This is a genomic window from Chroococcidiopsis thermalis PCC 7203 (genome assembly GCF_000317125.1).
Lineage (GTDB): Bacteria > Cyanobacteriota > Cyanobacteriia > Cyanobacteriales > Chroococcidiopsidaceae > Chroococcidiopsis > Chroococcidiopsis thermalis.
Genome location: NC_019695.1, coordinates 2,707,094 through 2,731,097, shown reverse-complemented (window position 1 = coordinate 2,731,097; position 24,004 = coordinate 2,707,094). Strand labels below are relative to the sequence as shown.

Here is a 24,004-nt window from a genome sequence, read left to right as displayed (position 1 = left end):
GTGTCCTTATCTTTGGGCATTTTGCTGTGTCATTAAGAACAATACAGTAATTGCTAATCAATATCAACTAGCTGAAATTATACATTCGGGGCTAGCGGGCAGATTTGCAGACCGACAGGAGTTTCAATAATTGCTACGTGTACTCCAAAAACTTCCTTAAGATTTGCTGAAGTCAACACTCGAATGGGAGTACCAATGGACTGAAGCTTGCCTTGTTTGAGTAAAGCAATCGCGAGCTGTAACGAGCGGCTAAGTTGATATCGTGCAAAACGACGATGAGAGTTAATCCGTGCTGCTAGTTCAACTGCTTGAGTAGTTCGAGTAACTCCAGTTGATAGCGGATATCTAGATAGGTTGTCGGTTCGTCTAGCAGCAAAATCCGTGCATCTTGAGCTTGAAGTGGAACCGAAAAACTGGACAGGGGGTTAAGCTCTGAACCACTCAAAACATGCTAAGAGTAGTTCATGAGTAATAAACGCTCTTCAGTATAGTCCGCAATTCAAAGCAAAAGCCGCGCTCTTATGCCGTTCGAGGCGAGAAGACTGTCTCGGAATTAGCAAGCCAGTAGCGAAGTGCATCCCACTATGATTAACAACTGGAAACGGCAGTTGTTGGATGAAGCCAGTAGCCTTTTTGAAAAGGGGAGTGAGACGAGTAAAGCCAACGAGAGCCAACAAGCCCAGATCGATGAGTTGTATCGTCAGATTGGACAGTTGAAGGTGGAGAGGGATTTTTTAGCCAACTCTTCAGCACAGTTAGGATTGAAGAGCGAAAAACCCTGGTAGTGACTGACCATCCTCAATTGAGCATCGTAAGACAATGTCAATTACTAGGAATTGCACGTTCGAGCTTCTACTATCAGCCGCAGACACCGTCAGAGCAAGAGTTAACTTACTGCGATTGATTGACCAACAGTACCTAGAAACGCCGTTCTATGGCATTCGCCTTGCTATTCGTGTATCTGGAGAGATTTCTATTCCAATTGAATCTACAAAGTGACTCATCTGTGGCTTCTGCTCATTCTGCTTTCAGGATAGATCGTCAACCGTTAGAGCAATAGAGGTAATTTGTCTATTTCTAGATCTAATTCTAGAGTGCGATCGCGCTCGTTGCTCGTTACCTACGGTTATTGCTGTGCGCTGCTTTTATCCTCATAATAACCCGATCGATTCGGTGTGAATTTCGGTGTCGATAAAACCACTTGATTGCAAAATCTTTGCCTTAAAGGAATTACCGAATTTTGCTTATCGGACTGAAAATCCTCGTATCACCTTAATTCTGTCTTCTGCCATCGTTATTCAGCTCCTAAAATGGAATTACAATTCAGGGAAAATTCTATTCAGCTTGTACCGAATATTGTCAACCATTGCTTCTCCCTTGGGAGATGGAAACACTAACTCGTCAGGGTTTGGGTTCTGAGGTCGTCTAGCCAATAACATTGCTTGCAACCTCGCTGTGAGCGAAAGACTTCTGGCGCGGTTGGTTTTAGTTGATTTTCTCACACCACGCGATAGAGTTTCGCCAATCCAGACTGTAGCGCAATTATCACTTAGATGTTTTTGTACTTAACTATTTCGCAAACTGCTCGGCACAGCTTGCACTAATAGTATCTGCTAGTTTGTCCTTAAAATATTGAGTTAGGTAATTTAGTGTAGTTTCATACTTTTCCAAGCTTCTAGCGTACAAGCCTTTGGCTCTCTCCTGTGTAAATTGTTGGAATATACATACTACAGATTTACGCTCGCGCTCTAGCTGGCTGTCAAATTTGTACTTTTTTAGCGTGGAGTCAAAGTTTTCCGTGGCTATGTCACCCTCGATTTGCCTGGCTTTTCGTTCAGCAACCCCTCTGTTAACTTTGCTATCGGGCAACCCAATGTAGAGAAAGTATCGCTTACTCCCATAACTCCAACACAACCGCAGTCTGTCCTTAAACACTTGGACTACAACTGTCCCTTTAAGAGCTTTTTTTCGAGATTGAGATATAGATTGAGACGATCGGTTAAGCTCATTCACTTGAGCTGTAGCGACTCTATTGCTTGCCATAAGCGACTTATGTTGAAAAACCATATCTCAAACCTATCTCAATTTTTGGTGAAAACTGCCCCAAACATACCCAAACTGCACCCTTTATTGAGAATAGATAGAGAAAGAGTTCCAGCTTTTAAAACGCCAGAACTCTTTCTGTATAAAGGATTTGATTAAATCGGAGCGGCGGGATTCGAACCCACGACCTCCACTACCCCAAAGTGGCGCGCTACCAAGCTGCGCTACGCCCCGTTTCACAGCTTAGATATCATAGCATAAGAAATTGCGATCGCGCTATTTAGAAAACAAACAGCATTTGAGCCGCTCGGATGAGATCGGGAACTGCATCCGCCGCCCAACTCACCTCAACTCGCCTACCTGTATTTAGAATCAGTCGCAAGCTATAAGCGTGGGGATAGCCTTCTACTTCCATCCAGATAAAATTACTTTCGGCTTCACAGGCGATCGCTTCCTCATCCATCAATTCGCGCTCCATCTGGCTCATAGTATTTGATAGTTGCATAGACAATCGGCAAAAATCTTCTAATTCTGCCTGCGTCAGTTCGATCGCCCAGTCCTCAGCACCTACTAAACCTTTAAATTCCTTTGCCTCTGGATCGAATCCAATCCGCCAACCTGCGCCACTCTTAACTATGCGCATAAAGTTTTACATCGTCATATCACCACCAGCGTAGTTGTAAATAGCCGCGTTCTGGTTGACTAGTTTCTTCTTCCGTGAGCCATTCTACGGGTTTGTAAGTGCCGAACACCCGATCCCACCAATCTACAGCTAAACCAAAATTGTGATGCCACATCCCGTATTTGTGATGGACGTAATGCACGGGCATTTTCATCCAAAAGCACTTGGTTGGATTTTCGTGCTGTAACTGGTGGGCATAAGCAGAAAAAGCAGCATAAGCTAAACTGCCCAGAAACCAACCTATCCCAGCTTCGAGGGAGACAAAGAACATTGCAAACATAGCAATGCAGCTACCCTGAACGTAATCCCGAAATTCCCATACTACACCTTGTCCTTCATTCCGGCGGTGGTGATCGCGATGTCTTTCACCAATGCGAGGCGAAACGTGCATCAAACGATGCAACCAGTATTCGACTAGACTCGCTAGGATAAATGCCAAGACAAAGCAAACTCCTCCAACTGCTAGCTTTGTTAAATCGAGCATCACTCCTCCTGAATTGGTCATTGGTCATTCGTCATTTGTCATTCATGGTGGCAGCTAGTGGCTTGACTCCTTTCTATTCACCAGCCACGAGTCGCTAGTCACTAATAACTGATAACTTTTTACGTCATCTTACCCATAGATCTAAACCACCAGAGACGTTGATATTAAATGTAAAACTAATTTTGAGGGAATTGTAAGCAAATCCAGAAGGTAAAGGTGCGAAGGGTGCGGCGCGTCTAATGGCACTCAGAGCGGCGGTGTCGGTAGTGTTGGAGCCAGAAGGTCGAACGATCCGTAGGTTGGTGACTTGACCCGATCGCGTGACTGTGAAAAACACGACAGTTGAACGAGAATTCTGCGTCATCCCTGGTATCCACTGCTGCCTGACTTGTCGCTGAAGTTGCTGCAAGTAAGAACCCATATCGACATCCTGACGAGCATCAATGCCTGGCGCAGCACGATTAGAACGGTTGGGATTAGCGGCTAGGTCGCGGCTGGAAAGCGTCAGCGGACCACCTAACTTGCTCGCTGCTGAAGATCGCGGCTGAGTTCTGGCTGTAGTTCTAGCAGGCGATCGCTCGGTTGCGGGACTAGGACGATTTGCTGGTTTTTGCTCTGGGTTAGGAGTCTTCGGAACTGGTTTGGAGCGATTGGGAGCAGTGGCAATCGGAGGTTGGGCTTGAGGAGGCTGGATTTGGGGTTTTGGTGGCTCTGGACTCTCCCTGCGGTTGCTAGATGGCTGCTGGCGGCGGGGTTGAGCGGGTGACGGAGTAGTACGGGAACTAGTTCTAGGCGTAGTTGGGTTATTCGGTCGAGTTGCTAGAGGTCGTCTGCGATTGGCTTTACCACCGGCAACGGAATCGTTTGCTGCCCGACGTTTGGTTTCTGGGGGCGGTTTTTTTGGTTGGGGAGGAACTTCAACAAACTCAAGTGGAATTGGTTCGGCGCGAGATTGCTGTTTTGGTTTTGGTAGGATGCGAATCCAATAATCGTAGCTGAGGAAAAAAATAACGTGTACGAGAAGTGAGATAACGATACCGAACCAAAGAGCATCAGTATTGCTTCTCCTTCTACCGTCACGCCAGAATTCTTGTTCCGATTGCTGGAATTCTTTTTGCAACACCATGCCGCGATCGCCTCATAACAGCCGTGCCGACAGTTCGTATACCAGTGTATGTCGATCGGGGCAAAAATGGGCAAGGGGCGATCGCACTTCTGAATAGTTGCCTTGCTTGCCTTACTTCCTTTCTGGATGAGAAGCAGTTTCTTCTGAAGGTTGTCCCATCTGATTGATCCTAGCAATCATCTGATACAAACGCCCCAAGTCTCTTTGATTAAAATAAAGCACGATCCGGGGCAAGTCTATAGTTTCATCCTGAGTTTCTTGAGGTAAAGCCGCGCTTTTTTCAATCTTGCCTTTCACCAAAATATCGCTGAAATTGTGATTCAACTCTTCAACTTCAGCATCAGATAATTCTGCATCAAGGCGAATTACCAATAAATCGCGCACGTAGCGGCTAGAGTGATAAACCCGATAAAATTGCGTGATCGCGTTACAAGCAACATCTAAGTTATCTGTAATCGTATAAAGACTGGGATCTTCAGGACTAACCAAACCTTTTTGAATCAAATGCTCTTGAATATATTCGCTCCAAGCTTCCCAATAGTCTCCCCCTGGGTGGTCGATGAGTACCATCGGCACGGGACCGAACTTTCCAGTTTGGCTCAAAGTCATGCATTCAAATGCTTCGTCCTGCGTGCCAAACCCGCCAGGAAATAGCGCCACTGCATCGCTTTCCCTGAGTAAAAACAGCTTGCGGGTAAAGAAATATTTGAAGTGGATTAATTTCGCGTCACCAACAATGTAAGGATTTGCTTCTTGCTCGAATGGTAGTTGAATATTCAACCCAAAAGAATTTTCCCTTCCCGCACCCTCATTTCCCGCCTGCATGATTCCGCCACCACCACCAGTCATCACCATAAACCCTAACTGAGTGACGCAACGGGCGAAGTCTACTGCCATTTTATACGCCGGGCTATCTACTGGAGTACGTGCCGAACCAAAAATTGTTACCTTCCGAACGTGACGATAGGTATGAAATAATTCTAACCCTCGCTCCATATCAGCTAGAGAAGCCGCTAAGATTTTCCAATCGAGACGGTCAATCTCGCTGTGTGCTAACCGAATAATAGTGGCGATCGCCTGCTGGATCAATTGCCGATGTTGCAAATCTGGCAAATGCTCTAACAGGGTAGCTAAGTCCGATTTAAGCGTGTCTATGGTGTCTAATGAACGGGATGAAGTCATGAGTGCTGCTGCACGGGTCGGCACTCTATTTTAGCGAGATTTGGGACATCTGTTGAGAGGAAATTACAGAGACGCAAAATTTCACGTCTTACAATCAGCAGAATTGCTCCCCTGATGAATGTACAGACCAAAAAGCGCCATATAGCCAAAACCTCAGGCGCTTGCAAGTCTTTTTCGTGCTAACCCAGCTCTACAAATACTTTTCTAAAGTATTCGACAGTGTTGTTTTTGGTACTGCACCTACTACCATGTCAACTTTTTGACCCCCTTTGAAAATCATCAGAGTGGGGATACTGCGGATACCGTACTGACTGGCAATATTGGGGTTTTCGTCGGTGTTGAGCTTCACTACCTTGACTTGCCCGTCGTACTGCTGTGCAATTTCATCGACAACAGGGGCGACCATGCGGCAAGGACCGCACCAAGGAGCCCAAAAATCCACTAACACTGGGATTTCACTATCTAGTACTTCTTGCTTAAAAGAAGAATCTGTAACTTGCGCGGCTGCTGACATGCCTGAAAATCCTTGGCTATATTGTTGCTTACTTTGCTGAAAATTTTATCACAGTAAAACCAAGCATTTTTACCTCCTGAGTATCTGTAATTAGATAGATCCTCTGTGGCGATCGCTGTGCGATTGTAGTTGATGTGAAAAGTAAGGATTACTCTACGAGAATTCCCAGACATAAGGAACCGCCCGAACAGTAGTCCGGGCGGAGTGTGGTGTGAGGAGTGAACGGAAACATGCGTCTCCGCTTCCTCTATTGTAGGCGACTGTTTTATTTTTTCCAGTACTCTTTGCAAGATTATGGAAATTTTTAAGTCGACTGTTTTTGTTTGAGTAAAGTTACTTATGCGTGAAGTCAGAAGTCTCCAAGTCAATACTCAAAACGATTGTCACCTACTTACCCATACCGAGTTGCTGAGCCTTCTGATAGACTTTGCCTTCTGTGAGCAATGAAGGAGCTATTACGACTTCGACTTGTTGCATCTCGCGAATGTCTTTTGCCCCCAAAGTTCCCATGCTCGTTTTTAAAGCGCCCAAGAAATTGTGCGTCCCGTCATCGAGTTGAGCGGGTCCGCGTAAAATTTGTTCGCAAGTGCCAGTTGTCCCGACACGAATTCGAGTTCCACGGGGTAGCACGGGGCTAGGGGTTGCCATGCCCCAGTGAAAGCCTTTACCTGGTGCTTCAGCGGCTCTAGCAAAGGGAGAACCGATCATCACGCCATCTGCACCGCAGGCGATACACTTACAGATATCTCCACCTGTAATCAAGCCACCATCGGCAATTACTGGTACGTAATTTCCGGTTTCCTGATAATAATCTTCTCTTGCTGCGGCACAATCTGCGATCGCCGTGGCTTGAGGTACACCCACACCTAAAACACCGCGAGAAGTACAAGCCGCCCCAGGACCAATCCCAACTAAAACTGCTGCTGCTCCTGCCTTCATTAAACTTAAAGTCACTTCGTAAGTGACGCAGTTGCCCAACACGACGGGCATGGGCATTTCTTGACAAAATTTCGCCAAGTCAAGGTTGGTAAACTCAGATGGGGCTATGTGAGCTGTGGAAACAACAGTAGCTTGAATAAAAAATAAATCTGCGCCAGCCTTTGCCACAACGCTACCGTATTTACTCGCTCCAGCAGGAGTCGCGCTAACAGCAGCAATACCACCTTGCTGTTTAATTTCCCTAATTCGTTGCTCGATTAATTCTGGTTTGACTGGTTCGGCATACAATTCTTGCATCAGCGGCACGAATTCATGTGTTCCTACTGAGGCAATCCGTTGTAAAATTGGCTCTGGGTCGGCGTAGCGAGTTTGAATACCTTCTAAGTTGAGTACGCCCAAAGCTCCTAACTGGGAAAGCAGTACAGCCATCTGCACATCGACAACTCCATCCATCGCACTGGCAATAATGGGAATTTCTCGCTCGATCGCGCCAATCTGCCAGCTGGTATCCGCTAAACTGGGGTCTATAGTGCGTTGCCCCGGAGCCAGTGCAATTTCATCAATGCCGTATGCGCGGCGTGCGGTTTTGCCACGTCCAATTTGAATATTCACGTTTCTTTACCCGTTCCCAAACTATTTCGCTAGAGTACCAAATTCGCGAGGGGTTTGGTTAGAGGTTGGGGAATTTTGTTAGTGAGGAGTGCGTGGCTAGTGACTAGTGGATAGTGGAACCAGTGGCTAGTAATTGCGACTTGCGACTTGATGAATGCTCCCTCAGCAACCAGGTACTCTCTCCCTGCTCAGTAAAAGAGGGATAGTACTACAAATAGGTAGGGAAATTCAGGCTTTAGTACGATTGAGACTGACTGAGAGCGTACTACAATGGAATTAAAGTCAAAATGTATTGTTCGCTCAAATGTATTCAACACTAAGCTAAAGCGAAAAAATTCGCGATCGCACGCACAGAACCCGGTCAAAAAAGCTATAGCTTTCAGCTTTTGCTTGAATTTAACGTAGATTTGATATCTAAAAGCCTTTTATTTTAATTTCTGCGCTCTAAAAGTTTTAAATCAAAGACAGAATAATTACTTGAGATAAATTCTGTCCTCTAATCCCTGCTCCCTGCTCCCTTTTAATAAAATTGAAACACCAAGCTTTGATTCAATCAGAAACGTTAGAACTATTAGAATGGTCGCGCTTGTGTCAGCACTTGGCAACTTTTACGGCGACTAAACTAGGAGCGATCGCCGCTCGGAATTTGGTCGTTCCCGACACGCAGGCAAAAAGTCAGGAATTGTTGAACCAAACCAAAGAAGTCTACGAGTTAGATAGTCGTCTGAGTGCTGGGTTGTCGTTTGCCGGAATTCAAGATATTGGCGAATCTTTAGAACGAGCAGAATTACAAGGTATATTAACCGCAGAGCAGTTACTCGCGATCGCCACAACTCTCACCGGAACGAGACAGTTACGACGCAGCATCGACCAACAGCAAGATTTGCCAGTTTTACAGGAATTAGTCTCTACTGTCAAAACCGATCCTGAATTAGAACAGGATATTTTATACTGTATTGACGAACAGGGTAAGGTAGCAGACCGCGCTAGCCCTAAATTAGCAGAGATTCGCGATCGCGTGCGGCAATTGCGCCAACGAATTACCCAAACCCTACAAGGAATCTTGCAGCGCCAAGCCAACGCCGTACAGGAACAACTTATCACCCAAAGAGGCGATCGCTTCGTTATTCCCGTCAAAGCACCGCAAAAAGACGCAATTCCCGGTATCGTCCACGATGCATCCATGAGCGGAGCAACTTTGTATGTAGAGCCAAACGCGATCGTGGCTTTAGGCAATCAACTGCGACAATACATTGCCAGAGAGCAAGCAGAAGAAGAGGCGATTCGCAGACGGCTGACTGAGCAAGTCGCAGCCGTCAAGCCAGATTTAGAAAATTTGCTAGCGGTTGTAACGATAATAGACCTTGCCAGCGCCCGCGCTCGTTATAGCTACTGGTTGCAAGCCAATCCACCCCGCTTTTGCGATCGCTCCCAAGGGGAGAATACAACATTACGTCAATTGCGCCATCCCCTGCTCGTATGGCAAAACCAGCACGAACAAGGGCAGCCAGTCATTCCTGTAGATATTATCGTTCAGCCCCACATTCGCGTCATTACGATCACCGGACCCAATACTGGAGGGAAAACGGTAACGCTGAAAACTCTTGGTTTAGCAGCTTTGATGGCAAAAGTCGGGTTATTTATTCCTGCCAAAGAACCTGTAGAAATTCCTTGGTTTGACATGGTGTTGGCAGACATCGGCGACGAACAGTCATTACAGCAGAGTTTGTCTACTTTTTCCGGTCATATTCGACGAATTAGCCGGATATTAGAGGCGATTGGTGAAGTAGGGAGCAGGGACGAGCTGGGAGCAGGGAGTAGGGGAGAAGGGGACAAGGAAGACAAGGGAGACAAGGAAGACAAGGAAGACAAGGAAGACAAGGGAGACAAGGGAGACAAGGGAGACAAGGGAGACAAGGGAGACAAGGGAGACAAGGGAGACAAGGGAGAAATTCTAGCCACTAGTCACCAGCCACCAGCCACTAGCTACTCACTTGTTCTACTCGACGAAGTCGGCGCGGGAACCGATCCAGTCGAGGGCAGTGCTTTGGCGATCGCCCTTTTGCGTCACCTTGCCGATAATGCCGAGCTGAGTATGGCGACAACTCACTTTGGCGAATTGAAAGCGTTGAAATATCAAGACGAGCGGTTTGAAAATGCCTCGGTGGAATTTAATGAGGAAACTTTATCGCCTACTTATCGCTTGTTGTGGGGGATTCCAGGTCGCTCTAATGCTTTAGCGATCGCTGCTCGTTTGGGATTAAAACTAGAGGTGATCGAGCAAGCAAAACATCAGGTAGGAGAAGCAACGGAAGATGTGAACCAGGTCATTGCCGGACTTGAAGCCCAACGGCGACAACAAGAAACGAAAGCCGCTCAAGCCCAACAGTTATTACAACAAACAGAGCGATTGTATCGTCAACTCTCGGAACGGACTGCTCAGCTAGACGCGCGAGAACGAGAATTACGTGCCTCTCAAGAACAAGCAATTCAACAGGCGATCGCCCAAGCTAAAGCGGAAATTGCTCAGGTGATTCGCAAGTTGCAGCAAGGAACTCCTACAGCTCAAGCCGCACAGCAAGCGACGGTGGCGATCGATCGGTTTGCCCAACAACATACTCCTCCCACACCCAAGCCCAAAGCTGAATTTCGCCCCAAAGCAGGCGATCGCATTCGCATTCCCCGTTTAGGGCAAACCGCAGAAGTTTTGAACGAACCTAACGATGACGGCGAATTAATCGTCCGCTTCGGACTGATGAAAATGACCGTCAAGTTAGAAGACATTGAATCGCTGGATGGGAAAAAAGCCAATTTCCAAGAGAGGAAACAAGGGGGACAAGGAAGACAAGGGGGACAAGGAAGCCATTCTAGCCACCAGCCACCAGCCACTAGCCACTCACCCGACTCCCCCACAATCAGGACTTCTCAAAATACCTTCGATATTCGAGGTAGTCGGGTGGCTGATGCAGAGATCGTGCTAGATAAGGCGATCTCCGAAGCGTCTGGAACAATATGGATTATCCACGGTCACGGTACGGGGAAACTGAGACAAGGAGTTCACAATTTTTTGCAACAGCATCCTATGGTAAGTCGCTTCGAGGCTGCGGCTCCTGAAGATGGTGGCTCTGGGGTGACAGTAGCTTTTTTGCGGTAGCGTCAACGTGTAGGATGTGGTAAAAATTGACTGAGCAAAATTTCAGAACCTGAGCTGCTTGAGCGGCAAATTTGTTGCTAGCTGGAGAAAACAAGCCAAAACCAAAGAAACACGGTTTCAAATTGGGTAACAGCTCAGTGTATCTTAGTCGTACCACCTATGCTGAAGACTATGCACTCTAGCGCCCAATCTCCCAATCAAAGTACTAAGTGGAACGATCTCACTCGCGCCGAGCCTGCACCCGTGCAGCTCAACAATATCAAAGCTCAACTCGATCTGATATTGTTGGCGCTAGAAGCTTTAGTAGGTATTGGTTCTGAGGCAATGTTATCGGCAGCAGAAGAATTAAATTTGGCAACAAAAATCCCCGATCGGGTGGCGTTATGGCGCTTGAGGCAATCAAATCCTTTACGTAAAGGTGATGGGGGTAGGAAAAAATTAGATATAGAAGAAGCGCGATCGCTAGTTTTAATTATTTGTCACCTAGCCAAACAATATCAGACTCAAATTCGCCGCGCCGTCATGTTATTAGAGCAGGCGATCGCCAATCGAGAAGTTCCTCATAAAATCGGCGTGTTGGGCGACTACATCGATAGTTTTAGCAATCTCTATCAAGAGCGCATGGAAGATGCCGAACATTTATCAACCAATTGGCTAAGTCAATTAGGCTTCAAGCTCTTAGTCGATCTGTTATTTTATAGCGGTGCTGTCGGTCATCGGCACTTATGGCTTACTTTGCTCGATCGTTCGCAATTGTAACTAGGGAGTCGGGGAGAAGAGTGGTGCGTGTTGATAGGGTGTGGTGTGTGACTAATTTCTCCCTTGTCCCCCTTTGCCCCCTAATCCCCACTCCCTTCGGTCGTGGGGTCCCCCTTGTCCCCCTTGTCCCCCTTGTCCCCCTTGTCCCCCTTGTCCCCCTTGTCCCCCTTGTCCCCCTTGTCCCCCTTGTCCCCCTTGTCCCCTCACTCCCTGCTCCCTACTCCCTACTCCCTACTCCCTCATTTTCGCTTATGTCTCTGTCAGAACCGATTATAAAAAAGTATACGCAAGCTTCTTGTACGTTACAGGTTACCGAGCGCACGCCAGGATCGGATCGGGGTGCTAAATCAATGAATGCACCAATTCAGTTCGAGGTGCGCTTTCATGACTCCCAACTACCAGAAGCAGAGCAAATTCGCATTCAGGGCGATCGCCATTCTCTCGTAGAATTGCATGAAGTTGTCAAAAACTACGTGCAGAGAGTTCTCGCTTCATCGCCAGACCGATTCAATGCTTTGTTGGTAGAAGATGCTGCCAATACGCCCACCCTACCGGCAGAATTAGATTCCTCTAGCACGCCTGCACCAGCTCCAGCAGGAGGAATATACATTCAACCTGGTGAAGGATTATCCCATAATTTGTTTTTAGGAGCTTTAGCAACTCCTAGTACGGGGCAATTCATTCCTTTGAGCATGACGCAACTATTCGATCTAGCAAACGCTTTAGATGAATATGCTGCTGACGTTTTAGCTGTCCCAGTCAACTTTAATAGCCCGACTCGTTTTGCTACTACTCCTTCTACAGCTTGGGCGGGAATAGCAGCCGTACTGCTGGTAGGAGTAGGTTTAACCGCAGGACTCGTACATCTGCTCAACCGTTCTGACGAGCCACAAACAGCCAGTCGTCCGCCACAACAGCCTTCTCCCTCGCCCACCCTATCTCCAGAGGCTGTACCGTCTGTGCCACCCACAAGCGATCTCCCATCGCCGACGACAAGCCCAACTTTAGGAAATTTACCAAATACGCCAACTGTGGGGAGTTCGCCAATTCCCTCACCGCTGTCAGACACTCCCCTGCCTACCGCGCCAACCACGCCACCCTTTACAACCACTGCCCCACCTGCACCGCCTAACGCTGGAGTTAGCCCCCTACCTGGTATTGCTCAAGCACCATCTGGTTCTACTCAAACACCCAAGTCATCGGCTAATCAACCAGCTAATCAGCCTGCCGTGCAACCAGGTAGCATTGCTACCTTACCAGGAATTACTACCAACAATAACCTTCCCAGTCCTCCCACCCCCAATCGCTCGGCTCAGACTCCACCAACAATCGATGTTCCTGCCGCACCACCCAGCAATCCAGCTCCGCCGCCATCAGTAGAAGGCTTGACACCCAGAGAAAGGATCAGAGCAGCTTTAGAAGGTAAGCCAGTTGAGGAGCCGCCAGCTAAACCGTCACGACAAGCACCCCAAGCGGCAGCTTTTGCCCCTACGCCGCAAGTTAATGAAGTCAGAGAATACTTCCAACAGCGTTGGCAGCCCCCCTCTGGACTCAGCGAACCGTTAGAATACAGTATTGTCCTAGATGTAGACGGCTCGGTGCAGCGGATCGAACCTTTAGGCAAAGCAGCTAGAAACTACATCGAGAGTTCTGGTTTACCTTTAATCGGCGAACCCTTTGTCTCCGCTAACCCCCAAGGCGAAACACCTAGAGTTAGAGTCATACTCGGCGCTGACGGGAAAGTTCAGTCTTTTCTGGAGCAAAACTAAATCAGTAGTTAGTTATCAGTTATTTAGTGTAGGGACGTTACATGTAACGCCTCTACAGAACATATAACGTCTCTACTGAGATAAAAATAAGGAGACTGTGCAATCCAATCTCCTCAGTTAGCGATCGCCTGTTTGGATATATTAATACTTAGCTTTTTTGCGGGTTAACTGTTGCTTGCGACGGCGCTTTTGGGCAGCAGCCACAGCCCCCTCGACGGGATATCCTACAACTGGGGGAATGACTTGATATTGTCTGTCTTGTTCTAGCCGCTTTAACTCAGTGTAATCGACCCAGTGGATGCAATCTACCGGACAAGTATCGATCGCCTCTTGGATCAGTTCCTCCACGTCACCATCTTGACGGACGACGCGAGAGCGACCGTAATCTGGTTCGATGTAAAAGGTGTTGCGAGCGACGTGAGCGCAGTGCTTGCACCCAATACAAGTGATTTCGTCAACGTATACACCCTTTTGCCGGGTAACACCGCCCAATTCTGGCTCTAGTCCAGAACGATTGGCAGCGTCGCGGAGATTCCCTCCCAACTCGGGTTCTAGGTGCGATCGCCCCGTGTCGGAATGATTCGATGTGCCAAGATCGTCCATCAGCCACTCCAGCGCTGTACTAACAGTCTGATCGAGCCATCTGAGTTTTTCTGTTGTTCGGTGACTTGAAAGCCTTGTCTTGCTGTTTCGTTAACTACGGTGTGGTACGCATAACGCTGCGTCACTTGGCGCAAGAAACCTTCTACTGATAAAGGTTGCTGCCAATATTGCATATCGGCGACGAGTTCGTACTCTTTGCCATTCCAACTAAACCCTACATCGTAACCGTTATCTTGCTCGATTGTCACTTCGGCATTCCGCGTTTGTCCCTGATAGCCTCGGACTTGCCGAGATCCAGATTTCCAATCAACTCCCATATCGGTGAGAGCTGCTTGCAAGGATGTTAAATTGCGGATTTGAGTTTTGATTTGGCTAAAGTGTGACATGGTGTTTCTAGATCGTCGTAAATTAACTAAGGTCAATAACTAAATAAAAAAGCTACCATTCGCTAAACGATGCTTGAGCGATTGAGACATCAGCTTGTGTATTAACTTGATTAAAATATTCTGATGTTGGCTGCTGGCTAATGGTTTGCCCTAGTTCTGCTTCCAGCGCTGCCGTAACTTCCGTACAGGAGGAACCGACGATCCCCGTAACTTTTTCCTGTACGCGACCATCGGGATAGATGACAAATTCTAAGGTTTCCATGCTTCTAGCCAACACAACAGGTTTTAAGGTTATCTGACACTTATATCCAGCATTTGGGCAGGATAGCTTGCTTTGAGCGACGCGATCCCCTATCTTAATATCCCTACTGCTACATAATGTTTCATCCATCGAATTATATAGATGAAAAAGTTAACAAAATTTAGCAATAGAGTGAACTCGCACAGTAATTATTTGTCAGTTTCGCTTAACTTTCAACAGCAGTCAAGCAGAAAATTAGAGAGCAGGGAGCGGGGAGCAGGGAGCAATTACAAGTCAACCCCACACCCCACACCCCACACCCCACACCTCCCACACACCCCACACCCATCTCCTACTTATGAGTAACAGTCCAATTTGGCATCCTTTCACCCAGATGAAAACGGCTCCTCCTCCTTTAAAAGTCAAACGGGGAGAGGGGGTGATGTTGGAATTGGAGGATGGAAGGCAGATTCTTGATTGTATTTCGAGTTGGTGGGTGACGATCCACGGACACAGCCACCCCGTACTAGCTGAGGCTCTTTACCAACAAGCAAAACAACTAGAACATGTGATTTTTGCTGGGTTTACCCACGAACCAGCAGAAAAGCTAGCGACTCAACTCTTGACACATTTACCTGAGTCTCTGACACGGGTATTTTTCACTGATAATGGTTCCACTGCGATCGAAGCTGCTCTTAAAATGGCATACCAGTACTGGTACAACCAAGGGGAAAAACAACGAACTCGATTCATTAGCTTTGAAGGCGGCTATCACGGCGACACTGTAGGAGCAATGTCAGTTGGTAGTAGTTCTCCTTGGTGGCAAACTTTCAAAACTTTGATGTTTGCAACAGATATCGTGCCTTTTCCCGCAACTTTTGACGAAGATTCCAACGTCGCTACCCACGAAGCACAGGCTTTGGATTGTCTGGCAGAATTATTGCAAAAAAATTCACACAGTTACGCAGGCATATTTATCGAGCCTTTAGTACAGGGAGCCGCAGGGATGCGCCTGTGTCGTCCCCAATTTTTGCAGGAACTTGCCAAACTCGCCCGCACGCATGGGGTGCTGCTAATCTATGACGAGGTTATGACGGGCTTTGGTAGAACAGGAGAATTATTTGCTTGTTTAAAGTCAAGTACTTGTCCCGATATACTTTGCTTATCTAAAGGTTTATCAGGTGGCTGTTTACCTCTATCTGTGACTGTAGCAACAGAGGAAATTTACCAAGCCTTTTACAGCGATGACATCGATCGCGCCTTCTTCCACAGTCATTCTTACACGGGAAATCCCTTAGCTTGCGCCACAGGCAACGCCTCGCTGGAATTATTAACTCAAAATCCAGATGTATTTAGGGGAATGGAAGCCTTACACCGTCGCTATATGGAAACATGGTTGAGCGGGCATCCAAAAATCGAACGTACCCGCATCTGCGGTACAATAGCAGCCCTGGATCTGAAAGCTGAAAGCGAAAGCTACTTAAACGCCACAGGTTCAAAACTGCGATCGCGCTTTCTCGAATTAGGCTTCCTCTTACGTCCTCTCGGTAATACCATTTACCTCATGCCACCCTACTGCATCACCCCGACTCAACTCGAATCGATTTACGAAGTGATTCGTCGGGTTGTGGATGAGTGAGTCAAAAGTCAAAAGTCAAAAGTCAAAAGTTAAAAGTCAAAAGTCAAAAGTCAAAAGTCAAAAGTCAAAAGTCAAAAGTCAAAAAATTAGCAACAACCAACAACTGCCGATCGCCAACTACCAACTACCAACTACCAATGCCCCAAACCATCACCTTACCAAATTGGAATCAACTTGCCGATCGCTCCTTAGCAGGAGATCTTATCAGCCGTGAAGAAGCTTTAGCCGTACTCAGCGCCCCTAATGAAGTGTTACTCGAACAGCTAGCAGCAGCTTATAAAGTTCGCAAACATTATTGGGGTAATCGCGTTCGACTACACTTTTTGCTCAATGCCCAAAGTGGACTTTGCCCTGAAGATTGCCATTATTGTTCTCAGTCGAAAATCTCGACAGCAGAAATTGAGAAATATCCGTTGATGGCACAAGAAAAAATTTTAGCTGCCGCAGCACGGGCGGCTAGTTTAAAAGCAGGTACATTCTGCATGGTACTGTCTGGGCGATCGCCTAACGAAACAACTTTTGCCAAATTTTTAGCAGCCGTGCGAGAAGTCAAGGCAAATTACGATTTGAAAATTTGTGCTTGTTTGGGGTTATTGAGTGAGTCACAAACGCAGCGTTTAGCAGCAGCCGGAGTCGATAGAGTCAACCACAATCTCAATACAGCAGAGTCGCACCACGAACAAATTTGTACGACTCATACTTTTAGCGATCGCGTGGCGACGGTGGAGAATGTTAAAGCTGCTGGAATTACGACTTGTTCGGGCGGAATAATCGGGATGGGTGAGTCAGATGACGATATTATCGATTTAGCTCTGTCACTGCGACAATTAGAAGTAACAAGCGTACCAATTAACTTTTTGATCCCAATACCAGGTACACCACTAGCAGGGTTGCAACAACTCAATCCGCAACGCTGCCTGCGAATATTATGTCTATTTAGATTCTTGCTACCATCACAAGAAATTCGGATTGCCGGAGGTAGAGAAGTCCATTTGCGATCGCTCCAACCGTTAGGATTATATCCCGCCAACTCCATCTTCATTGGCGACTATCTCACCACCCCAGGACAAGCAACACAAATGGACTTAGACATGATTCGCGACGCTGGCTTTGTTTTGGAGGAGTGAGGAGCAAGGAGCGACTATTCTTTGTGTTCTTCTTAGCGTCTTAGCGTCTAACGCTACGCTTCGCCTACGACTGATGCGTGACATAAAAATGGATTTACTTAGCACGGAGATATTAACAAATCGCCTCAGATTAAAACCTGTATCGATGGCGTATAAAGAAGAAATCTTTTCAGAATTTACTGAAGATATTACTAAATATATGTGTCCGCGATCGCCCCAACATATTGCTGAAATAGAAGCATTTATTGATAATGCAATTCTAGATTTAAAAAAGGGTAGCGATCTCAGGCTGGTTATCTTAAAAAAGGATTCGCAAGAATTCTTAGGCTGTGTAGGTCTTCATGGTATGCTTGGCAAAACTCCAGAATTTGGCATTTGGTTAAAAAAAGCAGCCCACGATCGTAAGTATGGGCTAGAAGCAATTAGAGGTATCAAAAATTGGGCTGAGCAAAATCTAGATTATGAATATTTTCTTTATCCTGTAGATCGCGCCAACATTGCCAGTCGTAAAATTCCAGAAACATTGGGCGGAAAAGTTGTGAGAGAATACGAACACAAAAAGACAAATGGAAATATTTTATATTTATTAGAATATCGCATTGAGAGAGCGTAGCATCTGTAGGAGCGAGTTTACCAAACATTTGATACTTTCTATTACCATTTACCAATTACCCATTACCATCCCCAAACCGATAACCCTTACCATAAACAGTATGAACTAACACTATTTCTCCCTTCGCTTCAATTTTGCGTCTTAATAACCGAACTAAAGCAGCTAAAACATTACTGCTCGGTTGTTCCTCTTCAGTCCATAAATATTGATGAATTTGGTCGTGAGTTAAAACTTGTCCGACATGACGCATAAAATATTCTAAAAGCTTAGTCTCTTTCTCTGACAACTCAATCGTGCGTCCTTGACGATAAGCTAAGCGATTGTCCACATCTAATTCTAAATCTGCAACTTGTAAACGTTGAGTTGTAGCTAGATTTAAATCTACAGCGCCTCGCCGTAACAAAGCGCGGACTCTTGCAAGTAATTCGCGTAATTCAAAAGGCTTAACAATATAATCATCTGCACCCGCATCTAAACCTTGCACGCGATCGTCTATCGTATCTTTAGCAGTCAGGAAGAGGACAGGTGTATTTTTACCACTGCGGCGTAATTGCTGACAAATATCTAACCCCGATTGGTGGGGGAGCATCCAATCGAGGATCAGTAAGTCATAAGTCTTCTGAGTAGCCAAATTGCTACCTTTGTTCCCATCATATGCCACATCAACCTCGTATCCTTCACGGCTGAGGAGGCGACTAAGAGGATCGGTTAGTTCAACTTCATCGTCAACTAACAAGATTTTCATATCAATCTTGGCTGCACGGATAGATTACGCGATATTTCTATTCTTACACTGGCTGCAATCTGGCAGTGTCTCACTAATATAGAAAATCAGAATTATACAATCGCGATCGTTCTAGTTTCAGGGCATAATAGTTTTTTGTGAGAATCAGGACTTGTCTTCTGTTTCTTCCCCTATTCCCTACTCCCTACTCCCTAGCCATGATTACCGTAGCACTACCCAAAGGCGCACTTTTAAAAGATAGTATCCGTTTGTTGCAATCTGTCGGTTTAGATTTTAGTGCATTTCTCGATTCCAGCAATCGCCAATTACAGATTCAAGACTCGAATAATATTGCCAAAGCTTTATTAGTACGGGCGCAAGATGTACCCGTTTACGTAGAATACGGACAGGCACAATTAGGAATTGTTGGCTATGATGTATTACGCGAGAAAAAACCGAAAGTTGCCAATCTAGCCGATTTAAAATTCGGTTCTTGTCGGCTCTCTGTGGCTGTCAAAGCTTCTAGTCCTTATCGTTCGGCTTTAGAATTACCAGCTCACGGAAGAGTTGCTTCTAAGTTTGTTAATTGCGCCCGCGAGTATTTTGAAAATTTAGATTTACCAGTAGAAATTATTACTTTATACGGTTCTGTAGAATTGGGACCAATTACGGGTATGTCTGAGGCAATTGTTGACTTAGTTTCTACTGGTAGAACGCTACAAGAAAATGGATTAATCGAGATTGAAACATTGTTTGAAAGTACGGCAAGACTGATCGCTCATCCCTTAAGCTATCGGCTTAACAGCGGGAATTTTTATCAGTATATCGAACAAATTCGCACGGCAATTGTGTCACCTGTTTAGTTGAGTAAAATCTACATTTCAATCCTATGCTTGAAAGCATAGGTTCCCTGCTCGATCGCTCGTGCGCTCTCTGCTAAGACTGCACCAATCTCCCCTGCTCCTCTGCTCCCCTGCTCCCCCGCTCCCAAGTACCTCGGCGCGTTAAACGGCGTTCCAAAGTAGCGATCGCCCAATCTGCTAAAATTGCTAACACCGCCGCCGGAACTGCTCCTGCCAGAATCAACTGATTGTTGACCATTGCAATTCCCCGAAATACAAACACGCCCAAGCCGCCAGCGCCAATTGCTGCTGCGATCGTGGCAACCCCGATCGCAATCACCGTAGCTACCCTTACCCCTGCTAAAATCACCCCTAGCGCCAACGGAACCTCGACTTGCAAGAGTAACTGGCGATCGGTCATGCCCATCCCCTTTCCTGCCTCACGAATTGCCGGATCGACGTTAATAATTCCTGTATAGGTATTGCGAATAATTGGTAGGAGAGAATAGAGGGTTAGAGCAATAATCGCCGTCCGCGCCCCAATTCCGCCAATTAGCGGCACGGAAATCAAAAATCCAAATAGTGCCAAACTAGGAATTGTTTGCAACACGTTAGCAATTCCCAAGATTGGCTGACGCAGGCTGGGTTTACGGGTGATGCAGATCCCTAGCGGAATACCTACCAAAGTCGCAACACCAATTGAAATTCCTACCAAGAGGATATGGGTAGCAGTTTCCTGTAAAATCTCCGGCGCGTACTTCACCAGAAAAAATTCACTCAAGTTCATTTTCCGTTCTTCTCACCAGAATTATAAATCTGAGCAAATGGTGGTAACCCTTTGATAAAAGCACGCGCCTCTGGCTTGGGAGATTTTAAAAACTCTTCTGGCGTACTTAACACCAGCATCCGTCCTGCTTGCATGAGACCAATTCGAGAAGCCAAAATAAAAGCTTCCTGAATATCGTGCGTTACGAAAATTACGGTTTTGCCTAACTGCTGTTGCAAGCGGCGAAACTGCTGTTGAATTTCTAGACGAGTGACTGGATCGAGCGCGCCGAAAGGTTCGTCCATCAATAACACGGGCGGATCGGCAGCTAGCGCCCTAGCGACTCCTACACGCTGTCGTTGTCCTCCAGAAAGTTCGCGGGGGTAACGATGAGCGAATTGCTCCGGTTCCAAACCAACTAAGTTTAACAGTTCGTAAACTCGTGCCTTAATTTGTTTGGGTTTCCAACTTTCTAAAGCTGGCACTAAGCCCACATTTCGTTCGATCGTGAAATGCGGAAACAAACCTGTCTCCTGAATCACGTATCCCATCTGACGGCGTAATTTGATTTCATCCCACTTGGTTGTAGGAATGCCTTCAAACAGAATCTCACCGTGAGAAGGGACGAACAGACGATTGATCAACTTCATGGTCGTAGTTTTGCCACTACCACTGCGTCCCAATAAGACTAAAACTTCACCTCGCCCGATGGTGAAATTGAGATTTGATACCAGCGCCCGTCCGTTCTGAATGAACGTGACATCGCGAAATTCGATTGCAATTGGATTATCCTGCGGCATAAACGACTCCCGAAAGGGGTTGCCTCAGGTAACATTATGTGCTGATTTACCCGCGATCGAAGTAATGGTTGAGCTTTTAGTGTATCAACTTACATGCAAACAGGGGTAGAAGCAAGCTATAACTTATCGTTAGACATCCTGGGGATTCAATTTTGCCATTTCCCAAGTCGTGTAAGTGCCAATCGGACTCCAAATTAGATATGGTAGGAGTAAAGCCGCCGCCCAAGGGGAAACGCTGAGGACAGTTAAGGCTAATAATAGACCAGCGATCGCACCCGTACCACCAATAATCGTCCCAATTTTGAGGCTGCGAGTCCTAAACATCACAGGCGTGTAGGAAACGATTAGAATTTCTACCAACAGGTAAAACCCCATCAGCAACCAGCTACCCGTATTTTCCCACACGATATAAGCCGACCAAGCACCGCAAATAAATACGACCGTCCAAATGACGGGAATTAACGCTTCAAACGTCAACCAGTTAGGGCGGCGCAAGCGCTTAAACCATTTGCGATCGCTTGGTGTAAAGAAATTTGAACCAAGTGCCACCAACAGCGTCACAGCCCCGATTACCATCCAAGATTTAATCATGATTAAGTGAGTAGTAAGTACTGAGTGGCTAGTGGCTAGATTCTTTATTGGTCTAGTCACTAGTCACTAGTCACTGATAACTGACAACTGTTCACTGCTCTGTAGGATTGAGGCGAATCATTTCCCAGGTTGTAAACGTGCCGATGGGACTCCAAATGGTATAAGGTATGAGCAAAGCTGCTGCCCATCCAGAGATTTGCAAGACAGCTAGTAACAACAATACGCTCAAGAGTACGCCTGAGAAACCAACAAACGTACCGATCGCCAAACTACGTAGTTGTAGCGTCACTGGTAAATAAGCAACGGTAATTAATTCTAAAACTAGGTATAAGCTCATTAATAACCAGGTTTTGAGGCTACCTGGTTCTGCTTCCCAAACAATATAAGCTGAAATTGCCCCACACGTAAAAATCACCATCCATATTACTGGAATTAATGGCTCAAAAGTTAACCAATGTGGGCGTTCCAGTTGAACTGCCCATTTCAAATCGCGAGGCTTAAAGAAAAAGCCACCGAAGGCGACAAGAAACGTTATTCCTCCAATCGCTAACCAAGACGGAATCATTCTTGTTTATCCTTTCCTCAGTCTTCTATCGCGATTGTGACAGTTTAGGGCAGTGTGAGTACTCAGTCATTGGAGAGAAGTAGAAATTCAGGAACTAGGAGTTATTAGCAGTTCTCAGTCGATCGCAGTATACATCTTGTAGGGGGGCACAGCTGTGCCCCCCTACAGACCCTAATATCTCATTCAATCAAGAACCACCTAGTTTGTACTCAAATAGGCTTCTAATGCTTCCGAACCACCGATAAGCCTTCCATCGATAAAGACTTGCGGTACTGTCATTGCTCCCGTCATTGCCCGTAGAGAACGGGTTGTCGCATCTTGCCCTAAAACGATTTCTTCGTATTCAATTCCGCGTCCTTGCAGCATTTCTTTCGCACGGGTGCAGAACGGACAACCAACTTTGGCGAACAAAGAGACGCACTTCGGTTTTGCCGCTTCTGGGTTAATGTAATTGAGCATGGTTTCGGCATCGGATACTTTAAAGGGATCGCCTGGTTCCTCTGGCTCGATAAACATCTTTTCTACTACACCATCTTTCACCAGCATGGAATAGCGCCAAGAACGCTTGCCAAATCCTAACTCCGATTTGTCTACCAACATTCCCATCCCGTCAGTAAACTCGCCGTTGCCATCGGGAAGAAAAGTTACCTTATCTGCACCTTGATCCTTTGCCCATTCGCTCATGACAAAGGCATCATTGACAGAAATACAAACAATCTCGTCAACACCATTCTCTTTAAAGGCTGGTGCTAAATCGTTGTAACCTGGAACGTGAGTTGACGAGCAAGTTGGTGTATATGCCCCCGGCAAAGAGAAAACTACAACTGTCTTGCCGTTAAATATCTCGTCGCTAGACACATCCAACCATCCGTTATTCTGGCGAGTCCGAAATTTAACACTGGGTACTTTTTGTCCTTCGCGGTTAGACAGCACGGTATCTCCTTCACTTCACAAATCTACATACAGATAGAGCGTACTCGTTATGAGTTCACTTGTCAACTCTTTCGCTCGCGTTGCTATACTACTACATGTACATGTGGATACTACAATTTATCCTGAAGCCCGGGAAACTAGCAGACGAAGATAAAAATATGCCAGAAAATGCTTGGAATACATCCCTCTACGAGAGTAAACATGCGTTTGTGTGGCAGTACGGCGAATCACTGCTAGAGTTGCTGTCACCGCTGCCAGGAGAAAGAATTTTAGATCTCGGTTGCGGCACGGGACAATTATCAGAAAAAATTGCGATCGCGAGGGATTCACAATTAAATTATTTTATATATAGATAGGTGGGCATTGCCCACTCTACTATTTAATTCTGGGTAGATGTAACATAATTAACGACTATAGGCGTAAGCTTGTCTATTACATCTGAAATTATTTCACGATCTGTTTCAGTCCAAACTCTCGGTTGACCGAATACACAGGGTTGTAAAATACCCCATAATTGATTTTTGTCGCATAAATGAGCGTGAATTAAAGCTCGGTGTCCGAAATTTTTACGCTCAAAATCTTTATTGACCACTTTTGGATCTGCTGTCTCTACATCTTCCACAAAAATTGATGGTTCGGCACGCAAAGCGGCTGCAAATAAAGGGTCTTCGTTGTTTATTAAATCGGTGGGTTCTGCTTTCCAGTCTGAATCAGTTACATCAGGATATTCAGGACTGCGACACCAACAACTGACAACTTTACCAATATTAGTTTGAGGATGGCGTAAATAGAGAAAACAGCGATCGCATTGTAATAGATCTCCTAATACTGGTAGTAAAGTTGAAAAAATTGCTTCTGGCGGACGATGTTCGGAGAGAATCTTGCTTAAAATAGTCGAATCTTGCATAGA

At 46.1% G+C, this 24,004-nt stretch carries 26 protein-coding genes, 1 tRNA gene and 3 pseudogenes; 10 read left to right on the top strand and 20 right to left on the bottom strand.

Annotation, left to right across the window (positions count from 1 at the left end; genetic code table 11):
• Nucleotides 1–77: 77 nt before the first annotated feature.
• Nucleotides 78–445 (bottom strand): annotated as a pseudogene (locus CHRO_RS34775) (ATP-binding cassette domain-containing protein); the annotation flags it as partial.
• A gap of 139 nt (nt 446–584) precedes the next feature.
• Between CHRO_RS34775 and CHRO_RS32115 the strand changes: the two are divergent.
• Together CHRO_RS32115 and CHRO_RS32110 are read left to right on the top strand one after the other, a co-directional pair.
• Nucleotides 585–785: a hypothetical protein gene (locus CHRO_RS32115; RefSeq protein ID WP_051033224.1), complete on the top strand. Its 201-nt coding sequence runs from the start codon at nt 585–587 to the stop codon at nt 783–785.
• Between the two features lie 34 nt (nt 786–819).
• Entirely contained in the window at nt 820–999 is a 180-nt protein-coding gene (locus tag CHRO_RS32110) for a hypothetical protein (protein ID WP_146139742.1), read from the top strand.
• A gap of 570 nt (nt 1,000–1,569) precedes the next feature.
• Here CHRO_RS32110 and CHRO_RS35055 read toward each other — a convergent pair.
• The 8 genes and pseudogenes from CHRO_RS35055 to CHRO_RS11970 form a co-directional block, all read right to left on the bottom strand.
• On the bottom strand, nt 1,570–2,043 hold the full coding sequence (locus CHRO_RS35055; protein ID WP_181245374.1) for an Arm DNA-binding domain-containing protein: 474 nt from the start codon (nt 2,041–2,043) through the stop codon (nt 1,570–1,572).
• 160 nt (nt 2,044–2,203) lie between these two features.
• Nucleotides 2,204–2,277 (bottom strand) — tRNA-Pro (locus tag CHRO_RS12000).
• A gap of 46 nt (nt 2,278–2,323) precedes the next feature.
• On the bottom strand, nt 2,324–2,686 hold the full coding sequence (locus CHRO_RS11995; RefSeq protein ID WP_015154480.1) for a DUF1818 family protein: 363 nt from the start codon (nt 2,684–2,686) through the stop codon (nt 2,324–2,326).
• A gap of 19 nt (nt 2,687–2,705) precedes the next feature.
• The gene (locus CHRO_RS11990; RefSeq protein ID WP_199755567.1) at nt 2,706–3,230 is read right to left on the bottom strand and encodes a sterol desaturase family protein; all 525 of its coding nucleotides are present in this window, start codon (nt 3,228–3,230) and stop codon (nt 2,706–2,708) included.
• Nucleotides 3,231–3,333: 103 nt separating this feature from the next.
• On the bottom strand, nt 3,334–4,335 hold the full coding sequence (locus CHRO_RS11985; RefSeq protein WP_015154479.1) for an energy transducer TonB family protein: 1,002 nt from the start codon (nt 4,333–4,335) through the stop codon (nt 3,334–3,336).
• A 111-nt stretch (nt 4,336–4,446) separates the two neighbouring features.
• Nucleotides 4,447–5,517, bottom strand: coding sequence for an LOG family protein (locus tag CHRO_RS11980; RefSeq protein ID WP_015154478.1), 1,071 nt, complete (start codon nt 5,515–5,517; stop codon nt 4,447–4,449).
• Nucleotides 5,518–5,707: 190 nt separating this feature from the next.
• Nucleotides 5,708–6,040: pseudogene (gene trxA / locus CHRO_RS11975) on the bottom strand (thioredoxin); the annotation flags it as partial.
• A 378-nt stretch (nt 6,041–6,418) separates the two neighbouring features.
• Nucleotides 6,419–7,582: a GuaB3 family IMP dehydrogenase-related protein gene (locus tag CHRO_RS11970; protein WP_015154476.1), complete on the bottom strand. Its 1,164-nt coding sequence runs from the start codon at nt 7,580–7,582 to the stop codon at nt 6,419–6,421.
• 529 nt (nt 7,583–8,111) lie between these two features.
• Between CHRO_RS11970 and CHRO_RS11965 the strand changes: the two genes are divergently transcribed.
• Nucleotides 8,112–10,736 (top strand): endonuclease MutS2, encoded by a 2,625-nt coding sequence (locus tag CHRO_RS11965; protein WP_015154475.1) that lies wholly within the window; start codon nt 8,112–8,114, stop codon nt 10,734–10,736.
• Between the two features lie 159 nt (nt 10,737–10,895).
• Complete coding sequence (locus CHRO_RS11960; RefSeq protein WP_015154474.1) at nt 10,896–11,495, top strand: DUF3038 domain-containing protein; 600 nt, start codon at nt 10,896–10,898, stop codon at nt 11,493–11,495.
• 51 nt (nt 11,496–11,546) lie between these two features.
• Here CHRO_RS11960 and CHRO_RS32105 read toward each other — a convergent pair whose 3' ends face one another.
• Nucleotides 11,547–11,702, bottom strand: coding sequence for a hypothetical protein (locus tag CHRO_RS32105; protein ID WP_015154473.1), 156 nt, complete (start codon nt 11,700–11,702; stop codon nt 11,547–11,549).
• A 44-nt stretch (nt 11,703–11,746) separates the two neighbouring features.
• Between CHRO_RS32105 and CHRO_RS11950 the strand changes: the two genes are divergently transcribed.
• Complete coding sequence (locus CHRO_RS11950) at nt 11,747–13,264, top strand: DUF4335 domain-containing protein (protein ID WP_015154472.1); 1,518 nt, start codon at nt 11,747–11,749, stop codon at nt 13,262–13,264.
• A gap of 141 nt (nt 13,265–13,405) precedes the next feature.
• On the opposite strand, the gene CHRO_RS11945 is transcribed toward CHRO_RS11950, so the two are convergent.
• Genes CHRO_RS11945 through CHRO_RS11935 form a run of 3 tightly spaced genes read right to left on the bottom strand, consistent with a single transcriptional unit; the run spans nt 13,406 to nt 14,515 of the window.
• Nucleotides 13,406–13,867, bottom strand: a complete 462-nt coding sequence (locus CHRO_RS11945) for a ferredoxin (protein WP_015154471.1) — start codon at nt 13,865–13,867, stop codon at nt 13,406–13,408.
• Nucleotides 13,867–14,253 (bottom strand): DUF1257 domain-containing protein, encoded by a 387-nt coding sequence (locus CHRO_RS11940; RefSeq protein WP_015154470.1) that lies wholly within the window; start codon nt 14,251–14,253, stop codon nt 13,867–13,869. Before CHRO_RS11940 ends, CHRO_RS11945 begins: the two co-directional genes overlap by 1 nt.
• Nucleotides 14,254–14,305: 52 nt before the next feature.
• A complete protein-coding gene (locus tag CHRO_RS11935; RefSeq protein ID WP_039716585.1) occupies nt 14,306–14,515 on the bottom strand; it encodes a DUF2997 domain-containing protein in 210 nt (69 codons plus the stop codon).
• A gap of 337 nt (nt 14,516–14,852) precedes the next feature.
• Here CHRO_RS11935 and bioA point away from each other — a divergent pair, with 337 nt between their 5' ends.
• The 3 genes from bioA (at nt 14,853) to CHRO_RS11920 (ending at nt 17,873) form a co-directional block, all read left to right on the top strand.
• A complete protein-coding gene (bioA, locus tag CHRO_RS11930) occupies nt 14,853–16,133 on the top strand; it encodes an adenosylmethionine--8-amino-7-oxononanoate transaminase (RefSeq protein WP_015154468.1) in 1,281 nt (426 codons plus the stop codon).
• A gap of 137 nt (nt 16,134–16,270) precedes the next feature.
• Complete coding sequence (gene bioB, locus CHRO_RS11925; protein WP_015154467.1) at nt 16,271–17,260, top strand: biotin synthase BioB; 990 nt, start codon at nt 16,271–16,273, stop codon at nt 17,258–17,260.
• A 73-nt stretch (nt 17,261–17,333) separates the two neighbouring features.
• The gene (locus tag CHRO_RS11920; protein WP_015154466.1) at nt 17,334–17,873 is read left to right on the top strand and encodes a GNAT family N-acetyltransferase; all 540 of its coding nucleotides are present in this window, start codon (nt 17,334–17,336) and stop codon (nt 17,871–17,873) included.
• Between the two features lie 55 nt (nt 17,874–17,928).
• On the opposite strand, the gene rppA is transcribed toward CHRO_RS11920, so the two are convergent.
• Nucleotides 17,929–18,618: a two-component system response regulator RppA gene (rppA, locus tag CHRO_RS11915; protein ID WP_015154465.1), complete on the bottom strand. Its 690-nt coding sequence runs from the start codon at nt 18,616–18,618 to the stop codon at nt 17,929–17,931.
• 197 nt (nt 18,619–18,815) lie between these two features.
• Between rppA and hisG the strand changes: the two genes are divergently transcribed.
• The gene (gene hisG, locus CHRO_RS11910; protein ID WP_015154464.1) at nt 18,816–19,460 is read left to right on the top strand and encodes an ATP phosphoribosyltransferase; all 645 of its coding nucleotides are present in this window, start codon (nt 18,816–18,818) and stop codon (nt 19,458–19,460) included.
• A gap of 73 nt (nt 19,461–19,533) precedes the next feature.
• On the opposite strand, the gene CHRO_RS11905 is transcribed toward hisG, so the two are convergent.
• The 5 genes from CHRO_RS11905 to CHRO_RS11885 all read right to left on the bottom strand — a co-directional run bounded on the left by CHRO_RS11905 (nt 19,534) and on the right by CHRO_RS11885 (nt 23,094).
• On the bottom strand, nt 19,534–20,226 hold the full coding sequence (locus CHRO_RS11905; RefSeq protein WP_015154463.1) for an ABC transporter permease: 693 nt from the start codon (nt 20,224–20,226) through the stop codon (nt 19,534–19,536).
• Entirely contained in the window at nt 20,223–21,005 is a 783-nt protein-coding gene (locus tag CHRO_RS11900; RefSeq protein ID WP_015154462.1) for an ATP-binding cassette domain-containing protein, read from the bottom strand. The genes CHRO_RS11905 and CHRO_RS11900 overlap by 4 nt, the downstream gene beginning before the upstream one ends.
• A gap of 129 nt (nt 21,006–21,134) precedes the next feature.
• Nucleotides 21,135–21,596, bottom strand: coding sequence for a TspO/MBR family protein (locus tag CHRO_RS11895; RefSeq protein ID WP_015154461.1), 462 nt, complete (start codon nt 21,594–21,596; stop codon nt 21,135–21,137).
• Nucleotides 21,597–21,687: 91 nt separating this feature from the next.
• Nucleotides 21,688–22,161 (bottom strand): TspO/MBR family protein, encoded by a 474-nt coding sequence (locus tag CHRO_RS11890; protein ID WP_015154460.1) that lies wholly within the window; start codon nt 22,159–22,161, stop codon nt 21,688–21,690.
• A 198-nt stretch (nt 22,162–22,359) separates the two neighbouring features.
• A complete protein-coding gene (locus CHRO_RS11885; RefSeq protein WP_015154459.1) occupies nt 22,360–23,094 on the bottom strand; it encodes a glutathione peroxidase in 735 nt (244 codons plus the stop codon).
• Between the two features lie 158 nt (nt 23,095–23,252).
• Here CHRO_RS11885 and CHRO_RS34770 point away from each other — a divergent pair.
• Nucleotides 23,253–23,408: pseudogene (locus CHRO_RS34770) on the top strand (SAM-dependent methyltransferase); the annotation flags it as partial.
• 65 nt (nt 23,409–23,473) lie between these two features.
• On the opposite strand, the gene CHRO_RS11875 reads toward CHRO_RS34770, so the two are convergent.
• A complete protein-coding gene (locus tag CHRO_RS11875) occupies nt 23,474–24,001 on the bottom strand; it encodes a GAF domain-containing protein (protein WP_015154457.1) in 528 nt (175 codons plus the stop codon).
• Between the last annotated feature and the right edge of the window lie 3 nt (nt 24,002–24,004).

Coding starts and splice junctions, on each gene's coding strand:
- CHRO_RS32115 (WP_051033224.1), top strand. CDS start 585: ATGATTAACAACTGGAAACGGCAGTTGTTGGATGAAGCCAGTAGCCTT.
- CHRO_RS32110 (WP_146139742.1), top strand. CDS start 820: ATGTCAATTACTAGGAATTGCACGTTCGAGCTTCTACTATCAGCCGCA.
- CHRO_RS35055 (WP_181245374.1), bottom strand. CDS start 2,043: ATGGCAAGCAATAGAGTCGCTACAGCTCAAGTGAATGAGCTTAACCGA.
- CHRO_RS11995 (WP_015154480.1), bottom strand. CDS start 2,686: ATGCGCATAGTTAAGAGTGGCGCAGGTTGGCGGATTGGATTCGATCCA.
- CHRO_RS11990 (WP_199755567.1), bottom strand. CDS start 3,230: ATGACCAATTCAGGAGGAGTGATGCTCGATTTAACAAAGCTAGCAGTT.
- CHRO_RS11985 (WP_015154479.1), bottom strand. CDS start 4,335: ATGGTGTTGCAAAAAGAATTCCAGCAATCGGAACAAGAATTCTGGCGT.
- CHRO_RS11980 (WP_015154478.1), bottom strand. CDS start 5,517: ATGACTTCATCCCGTTCATTAGACACCATAGACACGCTTAAATCGGAC.
- CHRO_RS11960 (WP_015154474.1), top strand. CDS start 10,896: ATGCTGAAGACTATGCACTCTAGCGCCCAATCTCCCAATCAAAGTACT.
- CHRO_RS11950 (WP_015154472.1), top strand. CDS start 11,747: ATGTCTCTGTCAGAACCGATTATAAAAAAGTATACGCAAGCTTCTTGT.
- CHRO_RS11945 (WP_015154471.1), bottom strand. CDS start 13,867: ATGGACGATCTTGGCACATCGAATCATTCCGACACGGGGCGATCGCAC.
- CHRO_RS11940 (WP_015154470.1), bottom strand. CDS start 14,253: ATGTCACACTTTAGCCAAATCAAAACTCAAATCCGCAATTTAACATCC.
- CHRO_RS11935 (WP_039716585.1), bottom strand. CDS start 14,515: ATGGAAACCTTAGAATTTGTCATCTATCCCGATGGTCGCGTACAGGAA.
- bioA (WP_015154468.1), top strand. CDS start 14,853: ATGAGTAACAGTCCAATTTGGCATCCTTTCACCCAGATGAAAACGGCT.
- bioB (WP_015154467.1), top strand. CDS start 16,271: ATGCCCCAAACCATCACCTTACCAAATTGGAATCAACTTGCCGATCGC.
- CHRO_RS11920 (WP_015154466.1), top strand. CDS start 17,334: ATGCGTGACATAAAAATGGATTTACTTAGCACGGAGATATTAACAAAT.
- rppA (WP_015154465.1), bottom strand. CDS start 18,618: ATGAAAATCTTGTTAGTTGACGATGAAGTTGAACTAACCGATCCTCTT.
- hisG (WP_015154464.1), top strand. CDS start 18,816: ATGATTACCGTAGCACTACCCAAAGGCGCACTTTTAAAAGATAGTATC.
- CHRO_RS11905 (WP_015154463.1), bottom strand. CDS start 20,226: ATGAACTTGAGTGAATTTTTTCTGGTGAAGTACGCGCCGGAGATTTTA.
- CHRO_RS11900 (WP_015154462.1), bottom strand. CDS start 21,005: ATGCCGCAGGATAATCCAATTGCAATCGAATTTCGCGATGTCACGTTC.
- CHRO_RS11895 (WP_015154461.1), bottom strand. CDS start 21,596: ATGATTAAATCTTGGATGGTAATCGGGGCTGTGACGCTGTTGGTGGCA.
- CHRO_RS11890 (WP_015154460.1), bottom strand. CDS start 22,161: ATGATTCCGTCTTGGTTAGCGATTGGAGGAATAACGTTTCTTGTCGCC.
- CHRO_RS11875 (WP_015154457.1), bottom strand. CDS start 24,001: ATGCAAGATTCGACTATTTTAAGCAAGATTCTCTCCGAACATCGTCCG.